The organism is Pseudomonas edaphica, assembly GCF_965277385.1.
Lineage (GTDB): Bacteria > Pseudomonadota > Gammaproteobacteria > Pseudomonadales > Pseudomonadaceae > Aquipseudomonas > Aquipseudomonas edaphica.
In genome coordinates this window covers 4,504,473-4,528,481 of record NZ_OZ255725.1, presented here as the reverse complement: position 1 = coordinate 4,528,481, position 24,009 = coordinate 4,504,473, and the positions used below count along the sequence as shown (strand labels likewise).

Below are 24,009 nucleotides of genomic sequence, written 5' to 3'. Positions count from 1 at the left end.
GGCGGCTCTGTTACTTAAGGTGTCTAAACATGGCGTTTCGCCCACTTACAGCCCGCGCGCCCAGCGTGTTGCTCCGCGAAGCCAAACCGTTGAAAGCCATCTTCGGCCACGCGCAACGCTTGGGCCATTTGCAACGCCTTGTAGAAAGCCAACTGCAACCTGCCGCCCGCGAACATTGTCATGTGGCGTCGTGGCGCGAAGGCAATTTACTGTTAATTGTCACCGACGGGCATTGGGCCACCCGCCTGCGCTACCAGCAAAAACGCTTGCAGCGGCAATTAATGGCATTTGAAGAGTTTGCCAGCCTGACCCGCATCCAGTTCAAGGTGCAGCCGCCCACCGTGCAGCAAGGTGCAGTGGGCCACACCATGGACCTGTCGCAGAACGCGGCCGAAACCATTCAAGCCACGGCCGACGGCATCAGCGATCCGGGCCTGCGCGCAGCGTTGGAGCGGTTGGCCGCCCACGCCAGGCCCAAGCCCTGAACCGCTACTTGCGTTTACTGCCGCCCAGCAACGAGCCCAACAACCCGCGCACCAACTGCCGTCCCATTTGATTGGCCGCCTGTTGCATGGCGGATTTGAGCGCCTTACCTGCTGTAGTCCCCAGGAACGCTCCGGCCTTGTCGGTAAAGCTCGGCTCTTCGGCGGCCGGTTTGGCCTCCTCGGTCGGGCCAAGCTCCTTGCGCGCCATCAGCACCTCATAGGCCGACTCACGGTCAATTGGCTTGTCGTAGCGCCCCAATAAAGGCGAACTGGCGATGATCGCAGCACGCTCGGCTTCGCTGAGCGGCCCGATCCGCGATTGCGGCGGCGCCACCAGCACGCGCTGGACCACTTCCGGCGTGCCCTTTTCCTGCAACGCCCCCACCAATGCCTCACCGGTGCCCAACTCAGTCAGTACCGACAAGGTATCGAACGCCGGGTTGGGGCGAAAACCGTCCGCCACCGCACGCAGGGATTTCTGCTCTTTGGTGGTGAACGCCCGCAAGCCATGCTGGATACGCAAGCCCAGTTGCGCCAATACCGTGTCAGGCAAATCCCCTGGGGATTGAGTGACAAAGTACACACCCACGCCCTTGGAACGGATCAAACGCACCACTTGCTCCAGGCGATCCTGCAATGCCTTGGGCGTATCGGCGAACAGTAAATGCGCCTCATCGAAAAACAACGCCAGCAACGGTTTATCGGCATCGCCACGCTCCGGCAGTTGTTCGAACAACTCGGCCAACAGCCACAGCAGGAAGGTCGCGTAGACCTTGGGCGCCTCGTGCACCAAGCGGCTCGCGTCCAGCAGGTGAATGCGCCCACGACCATCGCCGGCAGGCTGCAAGATATCTTCAAGCTGCAGGGCAGGCTCGCCAAACAAGGCTTCGGCGCCCTGCTGCTCCAGCACCGCCAAACGCCGCAACAGCGCCTGGCTGGAACCGGTGGTCATCAGCGCCGCGTCGTCGCCCAGCAGTTCCGGGTGATAACGCAAGTGGTTGAGCAAGGCCTTGAGGTCTTTGAGGTCCAGCAGCAACAGGCCTTCGCGGTCGGCCACCTTAAAAGTCGCATAGAGCGCCGATTGCTGGCTGTCAGTGAGTTCCAGCAGGCTGCCAAGCAGCAACGGCCCCATTTCGCTGATGGTGGTGCGAAGCGGATGACCGGACTGCCCGTGGATATCCCACAGTGTTACCGGATACGCCTTCGCGCTGTAATTGAGGAAGGGCATGCCCGCAATGCGCTCGGCCACCTTGCCTTGAGGGTTGGCCGCAGCGCCAAGGCCGCACAAGTCACCCTTGATATCAGCGGCAAACACGGCCACACCCGCATCGCTGAAGGCTTCCGCCAAGCGCTGCAACGTGACGGTTTTACCTGTGCCGGTCGCGCCGGCAATCAACCCGTGACGGTTGGCCAAGCGCATGGCCTGGGCGATAGGCTGGCCGTCCAGGCCGGCGCCGATAAGGAGTTGCGAGGAATCAGGCATTTCGTCACCTTTGGTTAATCTTTAGTGCCGTCAGGTCGATACAGACAGAGGTAAGACCCACAAAGTCTAAAAATAGGTCAGATAGTTCTCACAGGGACCACCGGAATTATCACAAGCAGTATCACACCTTTTTTGACGCTGTCATTTTGCGCATCCTACAAGGACGCGCTTCGGATATTAAGACCTTAGCGGACCCTACAAGCCATGAATAAAAACCTGCGCTTCAGCCACAAAATCCTGCTTGCAGCCTCCCTTATCGTCATCGCCGCTTTTGCACTGTTTACCCTCTACAACGACTACCTGCAACGCAACGCGATTCGCGACGACCTCAATAATTACCTGCATGAAATGGGCGATGTCACCGCCAGCAACATTCAAACCTGGCTTACAGGGCGTATTGCCCTGGTCGAAAACGCTGCACAGAACATCGCGATCAACCCTGAACCCGCCGTAGTTGCTGGCCTGCTCGAGCAGAAAACCCTGACATCCTCGTTCATGGCCACCTACGTGGGCGACAGCAAAGGCGCCTTCACCATCCGCCCCGACACCAAGATGCCGGACGGTTTCGACCCACGGGTGCGCCCTTGGTACAAAGGCGCCCAAAGCAGTAACGGCTCAACCCTGACCGAACCTTACATCGACGCAGCGACCGGCCAGTTGATCATTTCCGTCGCTACCCCCAGCGCCAAGGCGGGGCAAAGCATCGGCGTGGTCGGCGGCGACCTGAGCCTGCAAACGCTGGTGGATAACATCGGCGCGCTGAACTTCGGCGGCATGGGCTACGCGTTCCTGGTCAGCGCTGACGGCAAAGTGCTGGTGCACCCGGACAAGAACCTGGTGATGAAGACGCTGGCCGACATGTACCCGAAAAACACCCCGAAGATCAGTGGTGATTTCAGCGAAGTCGAAGCCAATGGCAAAGACAACATCGTGACCTTCACCCCCATCAAAGGCCTGCCGTCGGTGAACTGGTACCTGGGTATTTCGGTGGATAAAGATAAATCCTTCGCCATGCTCAGCAAATTTCGCACCTCGGCCGTTATCGCCACGATCATTGCGGTTGTGATCATCATCGCGCTGCTCGGCATGCTGATCCGAGTACTGCTGCAACCCCTGCACGTGATGACCCGCGCCATGCAGGACATCGCCGATGGCGAAGGTGACCTGACCCGCCGCCTGAACATCCAGAATCACGACGAGTTCGGCACGCTGGGTAATGCTTTCAATCGCTTCGTGGAGCGCATTCACACCTCGATTCGCGAAGTGTCCTCGGCCACCGAGCAGGTCAACGAAGTGGCCCTGCGAGTGGTCAGCGCTTCCAACTCGTCGATGGTCAACTCTGACGAGCAGGCCAACCGCACCAACAGCGTGGCCGCCGCCATCAACGAACTGGGCGCTGCTGCGCAAGAAATTGCACGTAACGCCGCGCAGGCTTCCCATCAGGCCAGCGATGCCCGGCACTTGGCCGAGGACGGCCAGCAAGTGGTCGAGCGTAATATCAAGGCGATGAACCAACTGTCCGAGATGATCAGCGCCTCCAGCAGCAATATCGAAGCGCTCAACAGCAAGACCGTGAACATCGGGCAAATTCTGGAAGTGATCACCAGCATCTCCCAGCAAACCAACCTGCTGGCGCTGAACGCCGCCATCGAAGCGGCACGTGCAGGTGAAGCTGGTCGCGGGTTTGCGGTGGTGGCCGATGAGGTGCGCAACCTGGCACATCGCACTCAGGAATCGGCGCAACAAGTGCAAAAGATGATTGAAGAGTTGCAGGTCGGCGCCCGGGATTCGGTCAGCACCATGAGTGAAAGCCAACGCCATAGCCTGGAGAGCGTCGAGATCGCCAACTTGGCCGGCGAGCGTCTCAACAGCGTGACCCAGCGCATTGGCGAGATCGACGGGATGAACCAGTCCGTGGCCACCGCCACCGAGGAACAGACTTCGGTGGTGGAGTCGATCAACATGGACATCACCGAGATCAACACCCTCAACCAGGAAGGTGTGGAAAACCTGCAATCAACCCTGCGCGCCTGTACCGACCTGGAACAACAGGCCGCACGCTTGAAACAGTTGGTGGGCAGCTTCCGGATCTGATCCCTGCGCCCGCCGAGCGTTAAGGCGGCGGACCGCTAGGCTTGCTCGGGATCGGTTTTAGTGTGTTCCTGCCGCCACAGCTCGGCGGCACCGGGAAACTCGGTGCCGTCCTCCGCGTCCAGGTCATCCGGGTCAAAACGGCTCAAACACCCTTCGCCCAGCGTCGCTGGGGCCTTGGAGGTGGCTTTATCGAGTGGATCGCTCATCGTTTAATCCTTCATGGCGGACAAAAAAAGGGCCTGGGACGATTTAACGCCCAGGCCCTTTTTTCTTCAACTTAAACGCGGCTGTCAGAACACCACAGTCTTGTTGCCGTGTACCAGCACGCGATCTTCCAAGTGGTAACGCAGGCCACGGGCCAGCACCATCTTCTCGACGTCACGGCCGAAACGCACCATGTCTTCAATGCTGTCGCTGTGGCTGACGCGCACTACGTCCTGCTCGATGATCGGGCCGGCGTCGAGCTCCTCGGTGACATAGTGGCACGTTGCGCCAATCAACTTCACACCGCGCAGGGAGGCCTGGTGATAAGGCTTGGCACCCACAAACGATGGCAGGAAGCTGTGGTGAATGTTGATCACTCGACCGGCATATTCGCTGCACAGTTCCGGCGGCAGGATTTGCATGTAGCGCGCCAGCACGACTACATCGGCTTCGTGCTGCTTGACCAGGCGGGAGACTTCGGCGAATGCCGGTTCCTTGTCCTGTGGGTTGACCGGCACGTGGTAGTACGGGATGCCATGCCATTCGACCATGCTGCGCAGGTCATCATGGTTGGAAATTACACAGGCGATCTCACAGTCCAGCTCATCGCTGTGCCAACGGTGCAGCAAGTCGGCCAGGCAGTGGGATTCACGGCTGGCCATCAGCACGACACGTTTTTTCTGCTCGGTGTCGGTGATATGCCAGGTCATCGAAAACTCTTCAGCGATCGGCGCAAACGCCTCGCGAAACGCTTCGAGGCCGAAGGGCAGCGTGTCGGCACGTATCTCATGACGCATGAAAAACCAACCACTGAGATCGTCCGAGTGATGGCTCGCCTCGGTGATCCAGCCGTTGTGGGAGGCCAGAAAGTTACTGACTTTGGCAACGATACCAACCCGGTCCGGGCAAGCAATCACCAGCCGAAAAGTGCGCATTAGGGGGAAACTCCAGAACTTCGCAAAGGCCGCCATTCTAGCGATTACGCAGAAAAACTGCAGTACTCCTTGCACCTTATTCTGTCGCCCGGTCCTGGCGCCCCCCCTTAATAGCGTAAGGTTTTACCGCCGCTATATGAACGCCCACCCGAGGCTCAGACAGTTATGCAAAATAAACAGAATTATCTTTACACCTACCACCTATTAATTAACTCGATTGCATAGCATTGCCACAAACATTCAACGTAATTCACATAAATGCCTTCTTAAATGTTTACTTGGGGAAATTGCCTGACTATTATTAGGCCACTCACTGTCAATCAGCGCTCTACATAAGGTAGTCCACATGTCCCTGATCAACGAATACCGCGCCACCGAAGAAGCTATCAAAGAACTGCAAGCCCGTTTGAAGAACCTGTCACAAGACGACAAGCTGCAAACCGAGCTGGAATTCGAAGGCAAACTGCGCACCCTGATGGGTGAGTACTCCAAATCCCTGCGTGACATCATCGCGCTGCTGGATCCGGAATCCAAAGTTAAAGCACCACGTGGCGCTGTGAAAACTACCGGCACCAAGCGTGCTCGCAAGGTCAAGCAGTACAAAAACCCGCACAACGGCGAAGTGATTGAAACCAAAGGTGGCAACCACAAGACTCTGAAAGAGTGGAAAGCCAAGTGGGGCGGCGACGTGGTAGAAGGTTGGGCTACCCTGCTGGGCTAAGCCTGATCGGGCTTCTGCCTGATATGCAACACAATAAAAAACGCCAGCTTGCTGGCGTTTTTTATTGTCCGAATATTTTGCAAGTGCCTGACTACAGGCCCAGGCGAGCGGCTAAAGAGTCGGCATACTCTTGCCATTCATCGAGCACCTGGCACTGAAACGCTGTAGCACTAACAGCCAATTCCTCCCGCGCCTGCTTAAATGCCAACAGGGTATTGGGTGCACCCCACTCCGGGTTCGACAAACGTTGCTGACAGAAAAGTTTCCAGCGTTGTTGCTCATCGTTGTCCAAGGTGTCAGGAAAGTTACGCGCACGGTAACGGAATAATAATTCCGGCAATCGATGATCATCGAAAGGCCACTGCTGACGTGCCAACTGTGACGGTTCAGCCACACGGACTTGTTCGCATAACCGTCGGTCGCGGTCACCGATAAAACCGTCATAGAGCTGCTGCTCCGGGTCTGTGCTCGGTGCAAAGTCTTCCTCGGCATAAATGGCTGCCAACTTGTCGCGCCAAACTTCCTGTGCGTCAGTTAGTCGCAGCGCCCGCGCCTGGCACACGTCCATATCGAAGTTCAGGCGTTCGCGATCCTGTGCGCGCAGCACATTCAATGGCGCGACCACCGGGCAGCGGTTGATATGCAACAACTTGAGCGGCACTGGCAACTCACCTTGCGCCAACTCATCACGGCGCGTGTAAAGCCGCTGGCGTAAGGTTTCGGCGTCCAGGTCGAGCAAACCCTGCGGGTCGAGACCAAGGTCACAGACAATCAACGCATTGCGATTGCGCGGGTGCCAGGCCAGGGGCAGTACCACACCCAGGTAATGACGCTCGGCGGAGAAACGCCCGGAAATATGCACCATGGGCTGCAACAGGCGGATCTGATCCATCACCCGCTGCTTGCTGCGCAGTTGAAACAGCCAGTCATACAACTTTGGCTGCTTGTCGCGGATCAGCCGCGCCAGGGCTATGGTGGCTCGCACGTCCGACAGGGCATCGTGAGCATGGCCATGGTCGATGCCATTGGCTTGGGTCAAACGCTCCAGCTTGAGGGTGACACGCCCGTCCTGCTGCGGCCACTCAATGCCTTCGGGGCGCAGTGCGTAAGCCGTGCGAACCACATCGATCAAGTCCCAACGACTATTGCCCCCCTGCCACTCACGGGCATACGGATCAAAAAAGTTGCGGTACAGGCTGTAGCGCGTCATTTCATCGTCAAAGCGCAACGTGTTGTAACCGGCACCACAGGTTCCAGGCGCAGCCAGCTCGGCGTGCACGCGGGTCATGAAGTCGGCTTCGGCCAGGCCTTTTTCCGCCAGAATGCCAGGGGTGATACCGGTTATGGCGCAGGCAGCCGGGTGCGGCAGGATATCGTCGCTTGGCTGGCAATAAAGGTTGACCGGCGGGCCGACCTCGTTGAGCTCGAGGTCGGTACGAATACCGGCAACCTGCAACGGGCGATCGCTGCGGGGGTTGATGCCGGTAGTTTCATAGTCGTACCAGAAAATGGTAGTCACGGGCTGTTCCTGTGCTGAAGATCGACAAAGTCTAGGCGCTGCAAGGCACTCGGGGCCAGCGATAGATTACTGTACAAACATCCAGCAAAACCTTGAAAGGTTGCTTCCACCGTCGACACTGCTAGCATCCGTGTCTTCAAGCCGCCCGCACTGCCAAGGATCGCGATGCCATCAGTTCCATTGGATACCCACTACCCGATCGAGACCCCCGAGGGCATAGACTTGCCCTTGCGCCCGGCCGGCCTGATGCCACGCGCACTGGCTTTTGCTTTCGACCTGGGACTGCGCGGCCTGATCATGGGTATCCTGCTCGTGCCGCTGGCGTTGCTTGGCAATATCGGTATTGGCTTGGGCTCGCTGCTGCTGTTCCTGATCAGTTGGTGGTACATGGTGCTGTTCGAAGTCCTTAACCAGGGCTGCTCTCCGGGCAAGCAGGTCATGGGCTTGCGCGTCATTCAGGACGACGGCACACCCATTGGCTGGCCAGCTTCACTCATCCGCAACCTGCTGCGCTTTGTCGACATGCTGCCTTTGGGCTACTTCCTCGGCGCCATCAGTTGCCTGCAACACCCTCACTTCAAACGGCTCGGCGACCTCGCTGCGGGCACCCTGGTGGTCTACCGCGAACAGCCACTGGCGCGCCCCAAGGTGCCTCAAGCCGCCGCCCTGCGCCTGCCCTTCACGCTGGAGCTGAGCGAACAACGCGCCATACTGGGTTTCGCTGAACGCCAAAGTGAGTTGTCCGCCGATCGGGTGCACGAACTGGCGTCCATCCTGGCAACGCCGTTACACGTATCGCCGGCTCGCGCGGTAGAACAACTCAATGGCGTGGCGCGCGGCTTAGTGGGGCCAGCATGAAGCAGAGCCTGTTCGAGAGCCGCCATCAGCCGCAGTGGCAAGCCTTCACCGCACAACTCATACAGTTGGAGCAAGGCAAGGCCAAGGCCAGCGATATGTCTGACTTCCCCCACCATTATCGACGCCTGTGCCAGCACCTCGCCCTGGCCCAGGAGCGTGGCTACAGCAGCTATCTGATAGATCCCCTGCAACAACTGGCGCTGCGGGGCCACCAGCAGTTGTATCGCCACCGCAGCCAATTGGGCGCGAATGTACTGGGTTTCATCCTGGCGGGCTTCCCGCGCCTGGTGCGCGAACAATGGCGTTTCGTGTTAATCGCCGGCGTGCTGTTCTTCGGCAGCCTGGTGGGCGTTGCGTTGCTGGTCTACCTGTTTCCAGACCTTATCTACAGCATTGTGAGCCCCACGCAGGTCGCCGAAATGCACAGCATGTATGACCCGGATGCCGGTCACCTCGGGCGTGCTGCCGACCGCGCGTCCAGTGAGGACTGGATGATGTTTGGCTACTACGTGATGCACAACATCGGGATTGCCTTCCAGACCTTTGCCGCCGGTTTGCTGTTCGGCCTGGGCAGCGTGTTCTTTCTGATTTTCAATGGCCTGATCATCGGCGCCATTTCCGGCCATCTCACCGAGATCGGCTATGGCCAGACCTTCTGGTCGTTTGTCATCGGCCACGGTGCTTTCGAACTCACGGCCATCGCCCTGGCCGGGGCGGCAGGCTTGCAATTGGGCTGGGCGGTGATTGCTCCCGGGCACCTGACTCGCGGCGAATCCCTGCGGCTGGCGGCACGCACAAGCGTGCGGATGCTTTGCGGCGTCATGCTATTGCTGCTGATCGCGGCGTTTATTGAAGCCTATTGGTCTTCCTCCACCACGATCACGCCCTGGATCAAATACTCAACGGGCGCCGGGTTGTGGCTGCTGGTTGCCGCCTACCTCACGCTTGCCGGACGCACTCACCATGCGCCTGAGTGAGGCCAGCGTGGTAATTCGGCCCCGCACCTCCTGGGAAGCCATGGACCTGGGCGTACTGATGGCCCAGGAACACCGACTGCTGTTAATGAGCAGTTGGGCAATCGTGACGTTGCCGATATTCATTTTGCTGACCGTGCTGCTGTGGCGATACCCGTCCATGGCCATGTTTGTGTTCTGGTGGTTAAAACCGGCCTTTGACCGCTTGCCACTGTACATCCTCTCCAAGGCCTTGTTTGGCGAGACACCCAGCCTCAAGCAGGCTGTGCGCCAGTGGCCGCGCCTGCTCAAAGGCCAACTGCTGGCCAGCCTGACCTGGAGGCGACTGAGCCTGAGCCGCAGCTTTGTGATGCCGGTGAGCCAGCTCGAAGGCCTGGATGGCAATGCCCGTCAAATACGCCTGGGGGTGCTGCTGCAACGCAACGCCGGCGCCGCACGCTGGCTGACCACCATTGGCGTGCATATGGAAATCGGCCTGTGGTTCGGTTGCATGGCACTGTTTTACCTGTTCATCCCGCAGCAACTGGAACTCGATTGGGACTGGCAACGGCTGGCACTGGCAAGCGGCTCGGAAGGGTTGTGGCTGGAGCATTTGAGTAACGCCTTCTACGCACTGATTCTGGTGTTCTGGGAGCCCATTTATGTCGCTTGCGGCTTCAGCCTGTACCTCAACCGCCGCACCGTGCTGGAAGCCTGGGACCTTGAACTGGTGTTCCGCCGGTTACGCCAACGCCTGAGCAGCGTCGCAACGTTGCTGCTGGTGGCTGGGCTGATGCTCGTGCCATTCAGCCGCCCCGTCATGGCGGACGAGCCCGGACCGGCCAAACAAGTCACCACCCAGGCCGCCAGCCAATCGATCAAGGCGCTGCTGGACAGCCCCCCGTTCAAGCACCCGGAAACCGTCACTCGCTACCGTTTTGGCGACGAAAAAAACGCCGCGCAACACAAGGTAAAGGGTGACGGTAAACTTCCGGCCTGGCTTCAGGCGCTACTGGACAGATTCAACAGCAATACCTTCAAAAACGCCGCCCTCGGCCTGGAAGTACTGCTCTGGGGCCTGCTGGCGACTGGCCTCGCGCTAGTTGTCTGGCGCTATCGGGAGTGGCTGCACACCTTCGTCAGTCGACGCGGGCCAGCCAAAGCCAAAACCGCCAAAGCGGCCCCTGCACAATTGTTCGGCCTGGCGTTGGGAAGCGAGACCTTGCCTGACGACATTGCCAGCACCGCCGAACAGCTGTGGCCCAACCACCCCAGGGAAGCCCTCGGCCTGCTGTATCGCGGCCTGCTCAACCGACTGCTGCACGACTTCAACCTGCCCCTGAAAAGCGCCGATACCGAAGGCCAGGTCCTGGAGCGTATCCACCAACTGCAACAGCCACAACTGCTGGCCTTCAGTGATGCACTGACACACCACTGGCAAAACCTCGCCTATGGCCACCGCCTGCCGCCGGCTTTGGTACAACAGCAACTGTGCCGCGATTGGCGCGCCCTGTTCAGTACGGGAGCCGCCCAATGAACCGCCCCATGCTGTGGGTCGGCCTGCTGCTGGCCTGTGTGCTTGGAGCAGGTGGGCTTTATGTTTGGCACAAGGCGATCCCCTACGACGAAATAGTCGATCGCGGCCCATCGCCACAAGCCATCGCCAACCCCTACCTGGCGGCTGAATACTTCCTGCGCCAGCAGGGCCTGGCCGTGGAACACGCCAACAGCCTTGAGCACCTGGCCGACCAGCCAGCCAAGGGGCATAGCCTGGTATTGCTGGGCGAGCGCAGCAACATGACCCCGCGCCAGGCTGAGCAACTGCTGGACTGGGCAAAATCCGGTGGCCATTTGCTGCTGGTTGCCGAAGCGCTTTGGGATGAGGAAACCGGTAAAAGCGGCGACCTGCTGCTGGATCAGCTGGGCTTCCACCAGACACTCAGCGAGGGCCTTGACGAGCCTGCTTCCCCACGCAAAAAGAAAGTACCGGACCTGACCAAGCTCTACGTCGACAATGAGACCGCCCCGGCCTATTTCAGCTTCGATACCGACTTCAACCTCACCGACCCCAGACACCTGGCGCAGTTCTCCGCCAACAGCGGCAAGTCCAGCCATTTGATGCAACGCAACTTCGGTCAAGGCACCGTAACGGTTGTAACCGACAGCGACTTGTGGAAAACCCCAGGCATCGGCAAACACGATAACGCCTGGCTGTTGTGGTATCTCAACCGGGGTACGGATGTAACACTGCTGTTCAACAGCGACGTAGACGATCTGCTCACCCTGCTAATGCGCAACTTCCCCCAGGCGTTAGTGGCGCTCTGCGCACTGATTGCCCTGGCACTCTGGCACGCCGGCATGCGCCAGGGGCCGACCCAGGCGCCCGCGCCAAAGGCACGTCGCCAGTTACAGGAACATTTGAAGGCCAGTGCCGACTTCCTGCTGCGCCGCAGTGGCCAAGGCACGCTGCTGCACGCCTTGCAGCGTGATATCCAGCGGGCTGCACGACGACGCCACCCAGGCTTTGAACACCTCGACAGCGACGAACAATGGCAGGTCCTCGAACGCCTGACGCGCCAACCCTCCCACGTCATCCGCCAGGCCCTCGACCCACTCCCGGCAAAACGGCTCACCAGCGCCGATTTCAGCCGTCAGGTGGCGAGCCTGCAAACCCTCAGGAATGCCCTATGAGCGAATTTCCATCAGCCACCGCCCCGACTGCCGAAAGCCTTCAAAAGGCCAGCCAGCAGGCACAGGCTCTGCGTGTTGAACTGCGTAAGGCGGTGATTGGCCAGGACCAGGTGATCGACGACGTGCTGACCGCATTGATCGCAGGTGGCCACATACTGCTCGAAGGTGTACCGGGCCTAGGCAAAACCCTGTTGGTTCGCGCGTTGGCACGCTGTTTTGGTGGCGACTTTGCACGTATTCAGTTCACCCCGGACCTGATGCCCAGCGATGTCACCGGCCACGCGGTGTACGACCTGCACAGTGAGCAGTTCAAGCTGCGCAAGGGGCCGCTGTTCACCCACTTGTTGCTGGCCGATGAAATCAACCGCGCCCCCGCCAAGACCCAGGCCGCCCTGCTTGAGGCCATGCAGGAACGCCAAGTCACCCTCGAGGGCGAAGCGCTGCCCATTGGCCAACCGTTCATGGTGCTCGCGACCCAGAACCCCATCGAACAGGAAGGCACGTACCCCCTGCCCGAGGCCGAGCTGGACCGGTTCATGCTCAAAGTACGCATGGACTACCCCGATGCGCAGCAGGAGCTGGAGATGGTCCGCGAAGTCACCCGCTCCTCCAGGGCCGACATGCTGGATGTGCAGCCATTGCGCACGGTGCTGCAGGCAGAGGACGTGTTGCAGTTGCAGCAAATTGCCAGCGAACTGCCGCTGGATGAGCAAGTACTCGACTACGCCGTGCGCCTGGCCCGCGCCACTCGCAGTTGGCCGGGGCTGACCATCGGTGCAGGCCCGCGTGCCTCCATCGCCCTGGTTCGCGGCGCCCGCGCCCGGGCCTTGCTACGCGGCGGCGAGTTTGTTACCCCGGACGATATCAAGGGCTGCGCCTTGGCGGTGCTGCGCCATCGCGTGCGTATTGCCCCCGAATTGGACATTGACGGGCTGGAAGTGGATCAGGTGCTCAAGCAACTGCTGGACCAGATTTCGGCACCTCGGCAATGACCCGACCATGAAGCCAACTCGTCTGCTGCTGATCTGGCTCGGCGTCCTCTCGGGTTTGAACATCCTCTTGGGCGCGGCTACGGCGCTCCAGCTCAAAGTGCCCGACACGCTGCATTCAGTGGCGTGGGGCCTGCTGCTGGCGCTGTTTCTATTGGCACTGCTGGACGCCCTGCGCCTGCGGCGCCTTCCCTGCCCACGGGTGCAACGGCAGATGCCCGGCAGCCTGGCCCTGGGCCGCTGGGGTGAGGTACGCCTGACCCTTGAACATGACTACCCGCAGCCGCTGACCGTGCAGGTATTCGACCACGCACCTGACGGCCTGAGCGTGGAGAATATGCCGCAGTCCGTCGAGCTTCTCCCGGGCCAGCGAAGCGAACTGAGCTATCGAGTGCGGCCCTTGCGGCGCGGCCACTTCAGTTTCAGTCGCAGTGAGATTCACCTGCCCAGCCCTTTCGGGTTGTGGTCTGCGAGGCGTTTTGTTGCAGCCCGGGATACAACGCGGGTCTACCCTGACTTTGCCCGTTTGTACGGCGCACAACTGCTGGGCGTGGACAGTTGGTTGAGCCAATTAGGGGTTCGCCAGCACCCACGACGCGGGTTGGGGCTGGAGTTTCATCAGTTGCGCGAGTTTCGCGAAGGCGACAGCCTGCGACAGATCGACTGGAAGGCCACCGCGCGCCAGCGCACGCCCATCGCCCGGGAATATCAGGACGAACGCGACCAGCAGATAGTGTTCATGCTCGATTGCGGCCGGCGCATGCGCAGCCAGGACGCGGAGCTCGCTCACTTCGACCACGCCCTCAATGCCTGCCTGTTACTCAGTTACGTCGCCTTGCGCCAAGGCGATGCGGTGGGTCTGTGCACCTTTGCCTGTGACCAGCCACGCTACCTGGCACCCGTCAAAGGCAGCGGCCAACTGAACGTATTACTCAATGCCGTTTACGACCTCGACACCACCCGACGCACTGCCGATTATGCAGCCGCCGCCAGCCAATTACTGGCCCGACAGAAACGTCGGGCATTAGTGATCGTGGTGACCAATCTTCGCGATGAAGATGATGAGGAGTTACTCGCAGCCGTTAAGCGCATCAGCCGGCAACATCGGGTGCTGGTCGCCAGCCTGCGCGAAGACATACTCGACCAACTGCGCCAGGCCCCGGTACAAACCTTGCCTGAAGCGCTGGCCTACAGCGGGACTGTCGACTATCTCAACAAGAGAAACGATCTGCATGAGCGCTTGAGTGCCCACGGTTTGTCGGTGCTGGATACGCCACCTTCGGGGCTGGGGGCTGCACTGGTGACGCGCTATCTGGGCTGGAAAAAGGCCGGTGTTTTATGACTCAAGCACACGACCACAAGCTCGGCTAACCACGTCCGAGCCGGGTCGACAGCGCGCAACGCCTAGGCGGAAGCCTGCAGAGGATCAAAGGTGAAGTAATGATACAAGGCACTTATCAAGTGCCCGTATGCCTCAGGCGCTTCGACCACGCGAAACCCTGAGTCATAGTGCTGCGGGTTGACATCTTCGTGGCTCCACAAGCACATCGCAGTGAGGTCAATTGCCTGGAAATCACCGTCTGCCAGAGGGATTTTCAAACGCAGTTCAAACGCCACGTCAACCATCATGGGTAATTGGCTGATCAACATCAGCCCATCTTCGGACACGTTCCCCAAGTAGCCAATAGGCTTATCCGTCAGCCGGTTGAACACTTTCAAGAAACCAGACAGCTGATGCCGCTCAATCCTTCGGTCGGTAAACATGATGAAATCGCCATCCATTGGCCAGATCAGTGGCCGCGCCAGTTATTCGGAACGAACACTGAATGTTCGCTCTCCCTGGAAATTGGTGCGAATCCCGCGTGCGCTTGATCGCCTTACAACTGCCAATCCCAAGCAATCCATCCGATTGAACATAAACTTGTACAAACAGACATTCAAAGAATAGCTTAAGACTGGCGACGGGCCAGCTATGGAATGACAAATATCATCAAAGTGATGCGGGCCGTGGCTGCGCGACACTCGCGCCGGAGTAATGGCCCAGTTGCTGCAGGGTGTCGAGCCGAGCACGGGCACGATAGGCGTACTCGCTGGACGGGTACTGATTGATGATGAACTGGTAGGTTTGCACCGCATCGACGAACAGCTTCTGGCGCTCCAGGCATTGCCCGCGCAGCATCGAAACTTCCGGTTGCACATACCGACGGGTACGGCTCTCGCGGTCTACCTGGGACAACTCCAGGGTGACACGCTCGCAGTCACCCACCCCATAGGCGCGGTAAGCGTTGTTCAAATGATGGTCCATCGACCAGCGGGTACAGCCGACAACACTGACGGCCAGGGCAGCAATGAGCAAAATTCGCATGGGGGTTCTCCTGTCTTGAGCAGTGTATCGACCCCGCGTCGAAAATCTTCAAGGATGTTCATCTATTCAATTGGAGCGAAAACAAGCGAATCTTCGATAAGTAGTGCAAACGAACAATGACTACAACCAAAGAGCATAGTAGCCTTCCCCAGCGCTTGAACTCAGGAGTCTGTGCATGTCCGTCCGTCGTACCAAAATCGTCGCCACCCTTGGCCCGGCCAGTAACTCGCCGGAAGTCCTCGAACAGCTGATTCTGGCTGGTTTGGACGTTGCCCGTCTGAACTTCTCCCACGGCACCCCGGACGAGCACAAGGCTCGCGCCAAGCTGGTGCGTGACCTGGCCGCCAAGCACAGCCGCTTTGTGGCACTGCTGGGTGACCTGCAAGGCCCGAAAATTCGTATCGCCAAATTCGCCAACAAGCGCATTGAGCTGAAGATCGGTGACAAGTTCACCTTCTCCACCAGCCATTCGCTGACCGAAGGCAACCAGGAAGTCGTCGGTATCGACTACCCGGATCTGGTCAAGGACTGTGGCGTCGGCGACGAACTGCTGCTGGACGACGGCCGCGTGGTGATGCGCGTCGACACGGCCACCTCGACGGAGCTGAACTGCACCGTGATCATCGGTGGCCCGTTGTCCGATCACAAAGGCATCAACCGTCGCGGCGGTGGCCTGACGGCGCCGGCCCTGACTGAGAAAGACAAGGCCGACATCAAGCTCGCCGCCGAAATGGAAGTGGACTACCTCGCCGTGTCCTTCCCACGCGACGCTGCCGACATGGAATATGCCCGTAAGCTGCGCGACGAAGCCGGCGGTACTGCCTGGCTGGTGGCGAAGATCGAACGTGCCGAAGCCGTGGCCGATGACGAAACCCTCGATGCCCTGATCAATGCATCCGACGCTGTGATGGTTGCCCGTGGCGACCTGGGCGTGGAAATCGGTGACGCCGAGCTGATCGGTATCCAGAAGAAGATCATCCTGCACGCACGCCGTCACAACAAGGCCGTGATCGTAGCGACCCAGATGATGGAGTCGATGATCCAGAACCCGATGCCAACCCGTGCCGAAGTGTCCGACGTGGCCAACGCCGTGCTCGACTACACCGACGCCGTGATGCTCTCGGCTGAAAGTGCTGCCGGCCCTTACCCGCTGGAAGCCGTACAGGCCATGGCGCGTATCTGCGTCGGTGCCGAAAAGCACCCGACCAGCAAGACCTCCAGCCACCGCATCGGCAAAGTGTTCGAAAGCTGCGACCAGAGCATCGCCCTGGCGGCCATGTACACCGCCAACCACTTCCCGGGCGTCAAGGCGATCATTGCCCTGACCGAAAGTGGCTACACCCCGCTGATCATGTCGCGCATCCGTTCGTCGGTACCGATCTACGCGTTCACCCCACACCGCGAAGCCCAGGCCCGTGCGGCATTGTTCCGTGGCGTGTACACCATTCCGTTCGATCCAGCTTCGTTGGCCCCTAACGAAGTGAGCCAGAAGGCAATCGACGAACTGGTCAAGCGTGGCGTCGTAGAGAAAGGTGACTGGGTCATCCTGACCAAGGGCGACAGCTACCACACCACCGGTGGCACCAATGGCATGAAGATCCTGCACGTGGGCGACCCGCAGTTCTGAGTGACACGCTGAAAAACAAAAGCCCTGCCATGTGAATGGCGGGGCTTTTTGTATTTAAAGGCCTGGAGATCTGTTGAATTAAAGGGCCTCATCGCAGGCAAGCCAGCTCCCACAGTTGACCGCATTCCAATGTGGGAGCTGGCTTGCCTGCGATGGCGTCATCAACGCCGGGCAATAAACCCCGACAACGCCGCAATCGCCTCCGGTGACTTCAAACGCTGCACAAACAACGCCCCCTCGACCTCAATCACCTGCCGCAACTGTTCACGGTCGACACTTTTCATCAACTGTTTGCTGACCTGCACCGCTCCCGGCGCCAGGGTTTCAAAGCGCTGCGCAACTTCCCGCGCCTTGACCAGCGCCGCTTCACCGCTACCCATCGCCTCAGTAGCAATGCCCCACGCCGCCGCCTGCTCGCCGGTAAAGCCTTCGCCCAACAGCAACAGTTCAGCCGCTTTCGCATGCCCCAGCAGCCGAGGCAGGATCAGGCTGGAGCCAAACTCCGGGCACAGCCCCAGGTTGACGAAAGGCATGCGCAAGCGCGCATCGCGACTGATATAGACGAGATCGCAATGCAGCAACAGGGTCGTACCGATGCCGACCGCCGCACCCGCCACCGCCGCGATCACCGGCTTGCGGCAGTTGAGCAGGCTTTTCATGAAGTGAAACGGCGGGCTGTCCAGATCACTGGGCGGCTGTTCGAGGAAGTCGGCTATGTCGTTGCCGGCGGTAAAACACTCATTGCTGCCCTGGATCAGCACCGCACGGATACCTGAGTCCGCATCAGCCTGCTCCAACGCCTCGGCCAGTTGGGTGTACATGGCGCGGGTCAGGGCGTTTTTCTTGTCGGGGCGATTGAGCTGCAGGGTCAGCAGCCCGCCTTCGCGTTGCAGCAGGATGGCGTCGGTCATGGCGAATCTCGCGGCTGGAAAAGTCAGCGCTCAACCACGCGGCAGGAACATATCAGCCAGCAGTTGATTGCGCGGCAACCCCGCCAGGAACAGGCGTTTGGAAAACGCTTCGACATTGGCGGGGTGCCCGCAGAGTAAGGCCAGAGTTTGCCGCGAAACAAGCCGCAGTTGCGCCAATGCCTGGGCCGACTCAGCCGCCGTCCACAGCTCCACAGTCAGGTTCGCGTGCAGCGCGGCCAATTGCGCCAAGGGTTCGGCCAGATAATGCCCATCGGCATCATGGGCCAGGTGAATCAGGCGGATGGCGCCTTGGTGATCCTGGCGCAGTGCCTCGCGCAGCACGCCCCATAACGGCCCAAGCCCCGTGCCGGATGCCAGCAACCACAGCGGCCGCGATTGCCAGTCAGGATCATATTGCAGCGCCCCACCCCGCAACTCACCCAGCCGCAGGCCGTCGCCCACCTGTAGTTGCCGGGCAATATCGCTGAATTCACCGGGCAGACGGCAATCGAGATGAAACTCCAAAAACGGGTCTTCCTGCGGCAAGCTGGCCAACGAATACGGGCGCGCCACCTGCCCCGCCCACAGCACCAGATGTTGCCCGGCCCGATAACGCAAGCCACGTTCGGGTTGCAGGCGCAGGCGCAGTACCTCGGGATTCAGCCAGTCGACGCCCACCACTTGCGCGGGCAAACCATCGTGCAGTGGGTCAAATGCTTCAATCTGTAAATCTGCGACAACCTCACACTGGCAGGCCAGACGCCAACCGTCCTGGCGTTGCGCCGGGCTCAGGGCATCGGGCTGCTTATCCACAACGTCACCCCGGCAACGCACCAGGCACGCATGGCAACTGCCCGCCCGGCAACTGTAGGGCACAGCCACACCCGCCAGATTCAAGGCATCCAGCAGGTTGCTGCCGGTGGCTACCGACCAGTGGCGTTCGCCGACGTGCAGTTCAGGCATATAAAGGCTCAATCAGAAGGGACTGGCACAGGGAATCATGCCTGCGACAGTTTGACCATAGTCGGGTGTATCGGCCACCGCGTCGGGTTATACTGCCGCGCCTTTTTAGCGTCGCGCCTTGCACCACTGTGGCGTGCCTTGGAAAGGTGGTTTCAGCCGACCGATGCAACACTGAAGCCACCTTTATTGAATGTTCCCTTATAGAGGAGCGCGACTCATGACCGTGATCAAGCAAGACGACCTGATTCAGAGCGTTGCCGACGCCCTGCAATTCATTTCCTACTACCACCCCGTTGACTTCATCCAGGCCATGCACGAAGCCTACCTGCGTGAAGAATCGCCGGCAGCCCGTGACTCCATTGCCCAGATCCTGATCAACTCGCGCATGTGCGCCACCGGCCACCGCCCGATCTGCCAGGACACCGGTATTGTTACCGTGTTCGTGCGCGTGGGCATGGACGTGCGTTGGGACGGCGCCACCATGGGCCTGGACGACATGATCAACGAAGGCGTGCGTCGCGCCTACAACCTGCCGGAAAACGTCCTGCGTGCTTCCATCCTGGCCGACCCGGCCGGCGCGCGTAAAAACACCAAGGACAACACTCCGGCCGTAATCCACTACTCCATCGTCCCGGGTAACACCGTGGAAGTGGACGTGGCAGCCAAGGGCGGCGGTTCCGAGAACAAGTCGAAAATGGCCATGCTCAACCCGTCCGACTCGATCGTCGACTGGGTGCTCAAGACCGTTCCGACCATGGGCGCCGGCTGGTGCCCACCGGGCATGCTCGGCATCGGCATCGGCGGCACCGCCGAGAAAGCTGCGGTAATGGCCAAGGAAGTGTTGATGGAGTCCATCGACATTCACGAGCTGAAAAAGCGCGGCCCGCAGAACCGTATCGAAGAGATGCGTCTGGAGCTGTTCGAGAAGGTCAACCAACTGGGCATCGGCGCCCAGGGCCTGGGTGGCCTGACCACCGTGCTCGACGTGAAAATCATGGACTACCCGACCCACGCAGCCTCGCTGCCGGTGTGCATGATCCCCAACTGCGCCGCCACCCGTCATGCACACTTTGTGCTCGATGGTTCAGGCCCGGCTTCGCTGGAAGCACCACCGCTGGACGCCTACCCGGAAATCGTCTGGGAAGCCGGCCCGTCGGCCCGCCGCGTCAACCTCGACACCCTGACCCCGGAAGAAGTACAAAGCTGGAAGCCGGGCGAAACCGTGTTGCTCAACGGCAAGATGCTCACCGGCCGCGACGCAGCTCACAAGCGTATGGTCGAGATGCTCAACAAGGGCGAAACCCTGCCGGTGGACCTCAAGGGTCGCTTCATCTACTACGTCGGCCCGGTTGATCCGGTGCGCGAAGAAGTGGTTGGCCCGGCTGGCCCGACCACGGCCACGCGGATGGACAAGTTCACCCGTCAGATCCTCGAGCAAACCGGCCTGTTGGGCATGATCGGCAAATCCGAGCGCGGCCCGACTGCGATCGAAGCGATCAAGGACCACAAGGCCGTGTACTTGATGGCCGTGGGCGGCGCTGCTTACCTGGTGGCGCAAGCCATCAAGAAGTCGCGCGTTGTCGCATTTGCCGAACTGGGCATGGAAGCGATCTACGAGTTCGACGTCAAAGACATGCCGGTCACCGTTGCGGTGGACAGCAAGGGCGAATCCGTACACATCACCGGTCCTGCCATCTGGCAGAAGAAGATCAGTGAAAGCCTGGCGGTCGAAGTGCAGTAAGCACTTCCCCGCAAGGAAAAAGGCGACTGCGGCCCCACGGCCCAGTCGCCTTTTTTATGGCGAACTCGGTCATGTGGGAGCTGGCTTGCCTGCTCCCACAGAAATTCCACGTGCCACAAGTTTGCGGCGGCTCATGCTATGGTGCTTGCCCCTTACCGCGCCTGTTCATCACCGTATGATCGTGATCCCTCGCCCCCTGCGACTGACTTTCTACTCGCTGTTGATCATCGCCGGCGCCGTGCTGGCCGCCGCCTTGGCCACCCGCCATGCCGAACGCCAGGCCTTGGTGGATGACGCCGCTCGCGCCAATCAACAACTGGCGCTGTATGCCAACTCACTGCATACCCTGATTGAACGTTACCGTGCCCTGCCCGCCGTACTGGCGCTGGATTCGGAAATGATCAGCGCCCTTAAAGCCCCGCTGGACACCGCCACCCAGGACTTGCTCAACCGCAAGCTGGAACGCATCAACGGTGCCGCGCAGTCTTCCACTCTGGAATTGATGGACCGTAACGGTCTGGCCGTGGCCGCCAGCAACTGGAACCTGCCCAGCAGTTATGTCGGGCACAACTACGCGTTTCGCCCGTATTTCAGCCAGACCTTGAGCCAGGGCACCGGGCGTTTTTATGCGGTGGGGGTGACCACCGGCATTCCGGGTTATTTCCTCTCCAGCGCCGTGGTCGATGAGCACGAACAGTTCCTCGGCGCCATGGTGGTGAAGCTGGAGTTCCCCGAACTTGAGCGCGAATGGGCCCAAGGTAATGACCTGCTGCTGGTCAGCGATGCGCGTGGCATCGTGTTTATCGCCAATCAGCCGGGCTGGCGTTTCCGCAACCTGCGTCCGTTGTCGGCGAGCGACCTTGCCGAACTCAAGGCAACTCGCCAATACGACAAAAAACAGCTGCAGCCGCTGGACACCCAGACATTGCAGCGTTTTGACGAAAACAGCCATCTGATGCGTGTCAACGGCCCCGACGGCAACGCCAATTACATTTGGGAATCCCTGCCGCTGAAAGCCGAAGGCTGGACCTTGCACTTGCTGCGCAAACCGCAGTTCGCCTTTGAAGACCAACGCAACGCTGGCCTTGCCGCCGCCGGTTCATGGCTGGCGCTGGTGTTCCTGCTGCTGTTCCTGAACCAACGCTGGCGCCTGGCCCGTTTGCGCCAACGCAGCCGCGAGGAGCTTGAACAGCTTGTCGAAGAACGCACCCAGGCGTTGCGCACCGCGCAGGATGGCCTGGTGCAGTCGGCCAAGCTGGCGGCCTTGGGGCAAATGTCCGCTGCCCTCGCCCATGAGATCAATCAGCCGCTGACCACCCAGCGCATGCAATTGGCGACCTTGCGCCTGCTGCTCGATCACGGCCGCGTGGACGATGCCTATAAGGCGCTCACCCCGCTGGACGACATGCTCACGCGCATGGCGGCGCTCACCAGCCACCTTAAGACTTTCGCCCGCAAGAGCCCCAGCGGCCTGCGCGAACGGCTGGATTTGGCCACGGTGGTCGACCAATCCTTGCACCTGCTCGACGCCCGCCTGCGCGATGAAAGCATTGGTGTGGTGCTGGACCTGAGCCGCCCCGCCTGGGTGCGCGGTGACGCGATCCGCCTGGAGCAAGTGCTGATCAACCTGCTACGCAATGCGCTGGACGCCATGGCCGACAAACCGCGCAAACGCCTGGAAATCCGCCTGCACGCCGACCAACAGCTGTGGCAACTGAGCGTCAGCGACAGCGGCGGCGGGATTGCCGAAGCCCATTTGAACAGCGTGTTCGATCCATTTTTCACCACCAAACCCGTGGGCGACGGCCTTGGCTTGGGGTTGGCCGTGTCCTATGCCATCGTGCATGAGCTGGGTGGGCGCCTGCTCGCCGGTAACCGTGGCGACGGCGCGGTATTTACCCTGACCTTGCCCATCGCGCTGGAGACACCCGACCTATGTTGAACGCAGTGATTGTGGTGGATGACGAGGCGAGTATTCGCACCGCCGTCGAGCAGTGGTTGAGCCTGTCGGGATTCGAAGTGCAGTTGTTCAGTCGCGCCGAAGAATGCCTGGCACAGCTGCCCAAAGACTTTCCTGGCGTCATTTTGAGCGACGTGCGCATGCCCGGCCTCAGCGGCCTGGAGCTGCTGGCCGAAGTGCAGCGGCGTGACGCCGACTTACCGGTGATCTTGCTCACCGGCCATGGCGATGTACCGATGGCCGTGGAAGCCATGCGCGACGGTGCCTACGACTTTCTGGAAAAACCCTTCAGCCCGGACGCACTGCTCAACAGCCTGCGCCGCGCCTTGGATAAACGCGGGTTGATCCTGGAGAACCGTCGCCTGCATCAACAGGCCGACCATCGGGCGCAGCTGGAATCGAGCCTGCTCGGCGTGTCTCGCGGTTTGCAGACCCTGCGCCGGCAAGTGCTGGACCTGGCCAGCTTGCCGGTCAATGTGCTGATCCGTGGCGAAACCGGCAGCGGCAAGGAACTGGTCGCCCGTTGCCTGCATGATTTTGGCCCACGGGCAAAAAAGCCGTTTGTCGCGCTCAACTGCGCGGCCATCCCCGAGCAGCTGTTTGAAGCCGAGCTGTTCGGCCACGAAAGCGGCGCGTTCACCGGCGCCCAGGGCAAGCGCATCGGCAAGCTGGAATATGCCCACGGCGGCACGCTGTTCCTGGATGAAATCGAAAGCATGCCGCTGGCCCAGCAGGTCAAATTGTTGCGGGTGCTGCAAGAGCAAAAACTGGAGCGGCTGGGCTCCAACCAAAGTATCCATGTGGACTTGCGCATCATTGCCGCCACCAAGCCCGACTTGCTCGAAGAGGCCCGCGCCGGGCGGTTTCGCGAAGACCTGGCGTACCGTTTGAACGTCGCACAACTGCGCCTGCCGCCGTTGCGTGAGCGCCGCGAAGATATCCCGCTGTTGTTCGACCACTTCGCCCAAAGCGCCGCCGAGCGCCTGGGCCGCAACGTCGAGCCGTTGAGCGGCGCGCAACTGGGGCGCCTGCTCAGCCACGACTGGCCGGGCAATGTGCGCGAGCTGGCCAACGTCGCCGAACGCCAAGTGCTGGGCCTGGGTGAACCTGAGCCGGAAGGCGTCGAGGCCGGGCAATCCCTGGCGGCGCAACAGGAAGCGTTCGAAGCGCATTGCCTCAAGGCTGCGTTGACGCGGCACAAAGGCGATATCAAGGCGGTGTTGGCCGAGCTGCAACTGCCGCGCCGTACCTTGAATGAAAAGATGCAGCGGCATGGGTTGGTGCGGGAGATGTTTCTTTAGCTATTTTCGATGGCGTTTTCGAAGACGCTATCGCAGGCAAGCCAGCTCCCACAGTTGGAATGCGCATTCCTGTGGGAGCTGGCTTGCCTGCGATGAGGCCAGCAGCCATAAGCGGATTTCCGCTCACCACCCAATAATCATCAGCGACTTTCCGCTCAAAAAAATCTTGTAACCCTTCTATTCCGGGCCTTCATCTGTTTGGCACAGCT

Annotated in this window: 21 protein-coding genes and 1 pseudogene; 14 read left to right on the top strand and 8 right to left on the bottom strand. The window is 60.2% G+C overall.

The genetic code is table 11. From position 1 onward, the window contains the following. Window positions 1-29 precede the first annotated feature (29 nt). Window positions 30-485 (top strand): DUF721 domain-containing protein, encoded by a 456-nt coding sequence (locus ACQY47_RS20565; RefSeq protein ID WP_017139795.1) that lies wholly within the window; start codon window positions 30-32, stop codon window positions 483-485. A 4-nt stretch (window positions 486-489) separates the two neighbouring features. Here ACQY47_RS20565 and ACQY47_RS20560 read toward each other — a convergent pair whose 3' ends face one another. After that, complete coding sequence (locus ACQY47_RS20560) at window positions 490-1,968, bottom strand: helicase HerA-like domain-containing protein (RefSeq protein WP_017139794.1); 1,479 nt, start codon at window positions 1,966-1,968, stop codon at window positions 490-492. 204 nt (window positions 1,969-2,172) lie between these two features. Between ACQY47_RS20560 and ACQY47_RS20555 the strand changes: the two are divergent. After that, window positions 2,173-3,204, top strand: a pseudogene (locus ACQY47_RS20555) (HAMP domain-containing protein); the annotation flags it as partial. Window positions 3,205-3,297: 93 nt separating this feature from the next. After that, window positions 3,298-4,062, top strand: coding sequence for a methyl-accepting chemotaxis protein (locus tag ACQY47_RS20550; protein WP_370589484.1), 765 nt, complete (start codon window positions 3,298-3,300; stop codon window positions 4,060-4,062). Window positions 4,063-4,097: 35 nt separating this feature from the next. Here the strand turns inward: ACQY47_RS20550 and ACQY47_RS20545 are convergent, their stop codons facing one another. Next, window positions 4,098-4,268 (bottom strand): hypothetical protein, encoded by a 171-nt coding sequence (locus ACQY47_RS20545; protein ID WP_017139792.1) that lies wholly within the window; start codon window positions 4,266-4,268, stop codon window positions 4,098-4,100. 84 nt (window positions 4,269-4,352) lie between these two features. After that, complete coding sequence (purU, locus tag ACQY47_RS20540) at window positions 4,353-5,201, bottom strand: formyltetrahydrofolate deformylase (protein WP_017139791.1); 849 nt, start codon at window positions 5,199-5,201, stop codon at window positions 4,353-4,355. Between the two features lie 346 nt (window positions 5,202-5,547). On the opposite strand from purU, the gene mvaT reads away from it, so the two are divergent. Continuing rightward, on the top strand, window positions 5,548-5,922 hold the full coding sequence (gene mvaT, locus ACQY47_RS20535) for a histone-like nucleoid-structuring protein MvaT (RefSeq protein ID WP_005790963.1): 375 nt from the start codon (window positions 5,548-5,550) through the stop codon (window positions 5,920-5,922). 91 nt (window positions 5,923-6,013) lie between these two features. Here the strand turns inward: mvaT and sbcB are convergent, their stop codons facing one another. Then, window positions 6,014-7,441: an exodeoxyribonuclease I gene (sbcB, locus tag ACQY47_RS20530; RefSeq protein ID WP_428551401.1), complete on the bottom strand. Its 1,428-nt coding sequence runs from the start codon at window positions 7,439-7,441 to the stop codon at window positions 6,014-6,016. 165 nt (window positions 7,442-7,606) lie between these two features. Here sbcB and ACQY47_RS20525 point away from each other — a divergent pair, with 165 nt between their 5' ends. From ACQY47_RS20525 to ACQY47_RS20500, 6 genes are read left to right on the top strand one after another with little or no spacing between them, the layout of a single operon-like run. Then, a complete protein-coding gene (locus ACQY47_RS20525; RefSeq protein WP_017139789.1) occupies window positions 7,607-8,299 on the top strand; it encodes an RDD family protein in 693 nt (230 codons plus the stop codon). Further along, window positions 8,296-9,276, top strand: a complete 981-nt coding sequence (locus ACQY47_RS20520; RefSeq protein WP_428551397.1) for a stage II sporulation protein M — start codon at window positions 8,296-8,298, stop codon at window positions 9,274-9,276. Before ACQY47_RS20525 ends, ACQY47_RS20520 begins: the two co-directional genes overlap by 4 nt. Next, a complete protein-coding gene (locus ACQY47_RS20515; protein WP_428551394.1) occupies window positions 9,263-10,789 on the top strand; it encodes a DUF4129 domain-containing protein in 1,527 nt (508 codons plus the stop codon). Before ACQY47_RS20520 ends, ACQY47_RS20515 begins: the two co-directional genes overlap by 14 nt. Then, window positions 10,786-11,943, top strand: a complete 1,158-nt coding sequence (locus ACQY47_RS20510; RefSeq protein ID WP_099549382.1) for a DUF4350 domain-containing protein — start codon at window positions 10,786-10,788, stop codon at window positions 11,941-11,943. The genes ACQY47_RS20515 and ACQY47_RS20510 overlap by 4 nt, the downstream gene beginning before the upstream one ends. Next, complete coding sequence (locus ACQY47_RS20505; RefSeq protein WP_099549381.1) at window positions 11,940-12,935, top strand: AAA family ATPase; 996 nt, start codon at window positions 11,940-11,942, stop codon at window positions 12,933-12,935. The genes ACQY47_RS20510 and ACQY47_RS20505 overlap by 4 nt, the downstream gene beginning before the upstream one ends. A gap of 7 nt (window positions 12,936-12,942) precedes the next feature. Beyond that, window positions 12,943-14,274, top strand: a complete 1,332-nt coding sequence (locus ACQY47_RS20500; protein WP_428551390.1) for a DUF58 domain-containing protein — start codon at window positions 12,943-12,945, stop codon at window positions 14,272-14,274. Between the two features lie 62 nt (window positions 14,275-14,336). On the opposite strand, the gene ACQY47_RS20495 is transcribed toward ACQY47_RS20500, so the two are convergent. Together ACQY47_RS20495 and ACQY47_RS20490 are read right to left on the bottom strand one after the other, a co-directional pair. Then, the gene (locus tag ACQY47_RS20495) at window positions 14,337-14,696 is read right to left on the bottom strand and encodes a PilZ domain-containing protein (protein ID WP_026013902.1); all 360 of its coding nucleotides are present in this window, start codon (window positions 14,694-14,696) and stop codon (window positions 14,337-14,339) included. Between the two features lie 226 nt (window positions 14,697-14,922). Then, complete coding sequence (locus tag ACQY47_RS20490) at window positions 14,923-15,297, bottom strand: tetratricopeptide repeat protein (protein ID WP_017139782.1); 375 nt, start codon at window positions 15,295-15,297, stop codon at window positions 14,923-14,925. A 175-nt stretch (window positions 15,298-15,472) separates the two neighbouring features. Here ACQY47_RS20490 and pyk point away from each other — a divergent pair, with 175 nt between their 5' ends. Further along, window positions 15,473-16,924: a pyruvate kinase gene (pyk, locus tag ACQY47_RS20485; protein WP_428551386.1), complete on the top strand. Its 1,452-nt coding sequence runs from the start codon at window positions 15,473-15,475 to the stop codon at window positions 16,922-16,924. A gap of 161 nt (window positions 16,925-17,085) precedes the next feature. Here pyk and ACQY47_RS20480 read toward each other — a convergent pair whose 3' ends face one another. Next, window positions 17,086-17,835, bottom strand: a complete 750-nt coding sequence (locus tag ACQY47_RS20480) for an enoyl-CoA hydratase-related protein (RefSeq protein ID WP_099549379.1) — start codon at window positions 17,833-17,835, stop codon at window positions 17,086-17,088. A 30-nt stretch (window positions 17,836-17,865) separates the two neighbouring features. After that, window positions 17,866-18,798 carry an iron-sulfur-binding ferredoxin reductase gene (locus tag ACQY47_RS20475; RefSeq protein WP_428551382.1) on the bottom strand — a complete coding sequence of 311 codons (933 nt, stop codon included), beginning with the start codon at window positions 18,796-18,798 and terminating at the stop codon, window positions 17,866-17,868. Window positions 18,799-19,015: 217 nt separating this feature from the next. Between ACQY47_RS20475 and ACQY47_RS20470 the strand changes: the two genes are divergently transcribed. The 3 genes from ACQY47_RS20470 (at window position 19,016) to ACQY47_RS20460 (ending at window position 23,800) form a co-directional block, all read left to right on the top strand. After that, window positions 19,016-20,539 carry a fumarate hydratase gene (locus ACQY47_RS20470; RefSeq protein ID WP_010208051.1) on the top strand — a complete coding sequence of 508 codons (1,524 nt, stop codon included), beginning with the start codon at window positions 19,016-19,018 and terminating at the stop codon, window positions 20,537-20,539. A 175-nt stretch (window positions 20,540-20,714) separates the two neighbouring features. After that, window positions 20,715-22,481, top strand: coding sequence for an ATP-binding protein (locus tag ACQY47_RS20465; RefSeq protein WP_017139779.1), 1,767 nt, complete (start codon window positions 20,715-20,717; stop codon window positions 22,479-22,481). Next, window positions 22,475-23,800 (top strand): sigma-54-dependent transcriptional regulator, encoded by a 1,326-nt coding sequence (locus ACQY47_RS20460; protein ID WP_099549377.1) that lies wholly within the window; start codon window positions 22,475-22,477, stop codon window positions 23,798-23,800. Before ACQY47_RS20465 ends, ACQY47_RS20460 begins: the two co-directional genes overlap by 7 nt. Window positions 23,801-24,009 lie beyond the last annotated feature (209 nt).

Coding starts and splice junctions, on each gene's coding strand:
- ACQY47_RS20465 (WP_017139779.1), top strand. CDS start 20,715: ATGATCGTGATCCCTCGCCCCCTGCGACTGACTTTCTACTCGCTGTTG.
- ACQY47_RS20525 (WP_017139789.1), top strand. CDS start 7,607: ATGCCATCAGTTCCATTGGATACCCACTACCCGATCGAGACCCCCGAG.
- ACQY47_RS20500 (WP_428551390.1), top strand. CDS start 12,943: ATGAAGCCAACTCGTCTGCTGCTGATCTGGCTCGGCGTCCTCTCGGGT.
- ACQY47_RS20505 (WP_099549381.1), top strand. CDS start 11,940: ATGAGCGAATTTCCATCAGCCACCGCCCCGACTGCCGAAAGCCTTCAA.
- ACQY47_RS20515 (WP_428551394.1), top strand. CDS start 9,263: ATGCGCCTGAGTGAGGCCAGCGTGGTAATTCGGCCCCGCACCTCCTGG.
- ACQY47_RS20565 (WP_017139795.1), top strand. CDS start 30: ATGGCGTTTCGCCCACTTACAGCCCGCGCGCCCAGCGTGTTGCTCCGC.
- ACQY47_RS20560 (WP_017139794.1), bottom strand. CDS start 1,968: ATGCCTGATTCCTCGCAACTCCTTATCGGCGCCGGCCTGGACGGCCAG.
- ACQY47_RS20470 (WP_010208051.1), top strand. CDS start 19,016: ATGACCGTGATCAAGCAAGACGACCTGATTCAGAGCGTTGCCGACGCC.
- purU (WP_017139791.1), bottom strand. CDS start 5,201: ATGCGCACTTTTCGGCTGGTGATTGCTTGCCCGGACCGGGTTGGTATC.
- ACQY47_RS20475 (WP_428551382.1), bottom strand. CDS start 18,798: ATGCCTGAACTGCACGTCGGCGAACGCCACTGGTCGGTAGCCACCGGC.
- ACQY47_RS20480 (WP_099549379.1), bottom strand. CDS start 17,835: ATGACCGACGCCATCCTGCTGCAACGCGAAGGCGGGCTGCTGACCCTG.
- ACQY47_RS20550 (WP_370589484.1), top strand. CDS start 3,298: ATGGTCAACTCTGACGAGCAGGCCAACCGCACCAACAGCGTGGCCGCC.
- mvaT (WP_005790963.1), top strand. CDS start 5,548: ATGTCCCTGATCAACGAATACCGCGCCACCGAAGAAGCTATCAAAGAA.
- ACQY47_RS20510 (WP_099549382.1), top strand. CDS start 10,786: ATGAACCGCCCCATGCTGTGGGTCGGCCTGCTGCTGGCCTGTGTGCTT.
- ACQY47_RS20460 (WP_099549377.1), top strand. CDS start 22,475: ATGTTGAACGCAGTGATTGTGGTGGATGACGAGGCGAGTATTCGCACC.
- pyk (WP_428551386.1), top strand. CDS start 15,473: ATGTCCGTCCGTCGTACCAAAATCGTCGCCACCCTTGGCCCGGCCAGT.
- ACQY47_RS20520 (WP_428551397.1), top strand. CDS start 8,296: ATGAAGCAGAGCCTGTTCGAGAGCCGCCATCAGCCGCAGTGGCAAGCC.
- ACQY47_RS20495 (WP_026013902.1), bottom strand. CDS start 14,696: ATGTTTACCGACCGAAGGATTGAGCGGCATCAGCTGTCTGGTTTCTTG.
- ACQY47_RS20545 (WP_017139792.1), bottom strand. CDS start 4,268: ATGAGCGATCCACTCGATAAAGCCACCTCCAAGGCCCCAGCGACGCTG.
- ACQY47_RS20490 (WP_017139782.1), bottom strand. CDS start 15,297: ATGCGAATTTTGCTCATTGCTGCCCTGGCCGTCAGTGTTGTCGGCTGT.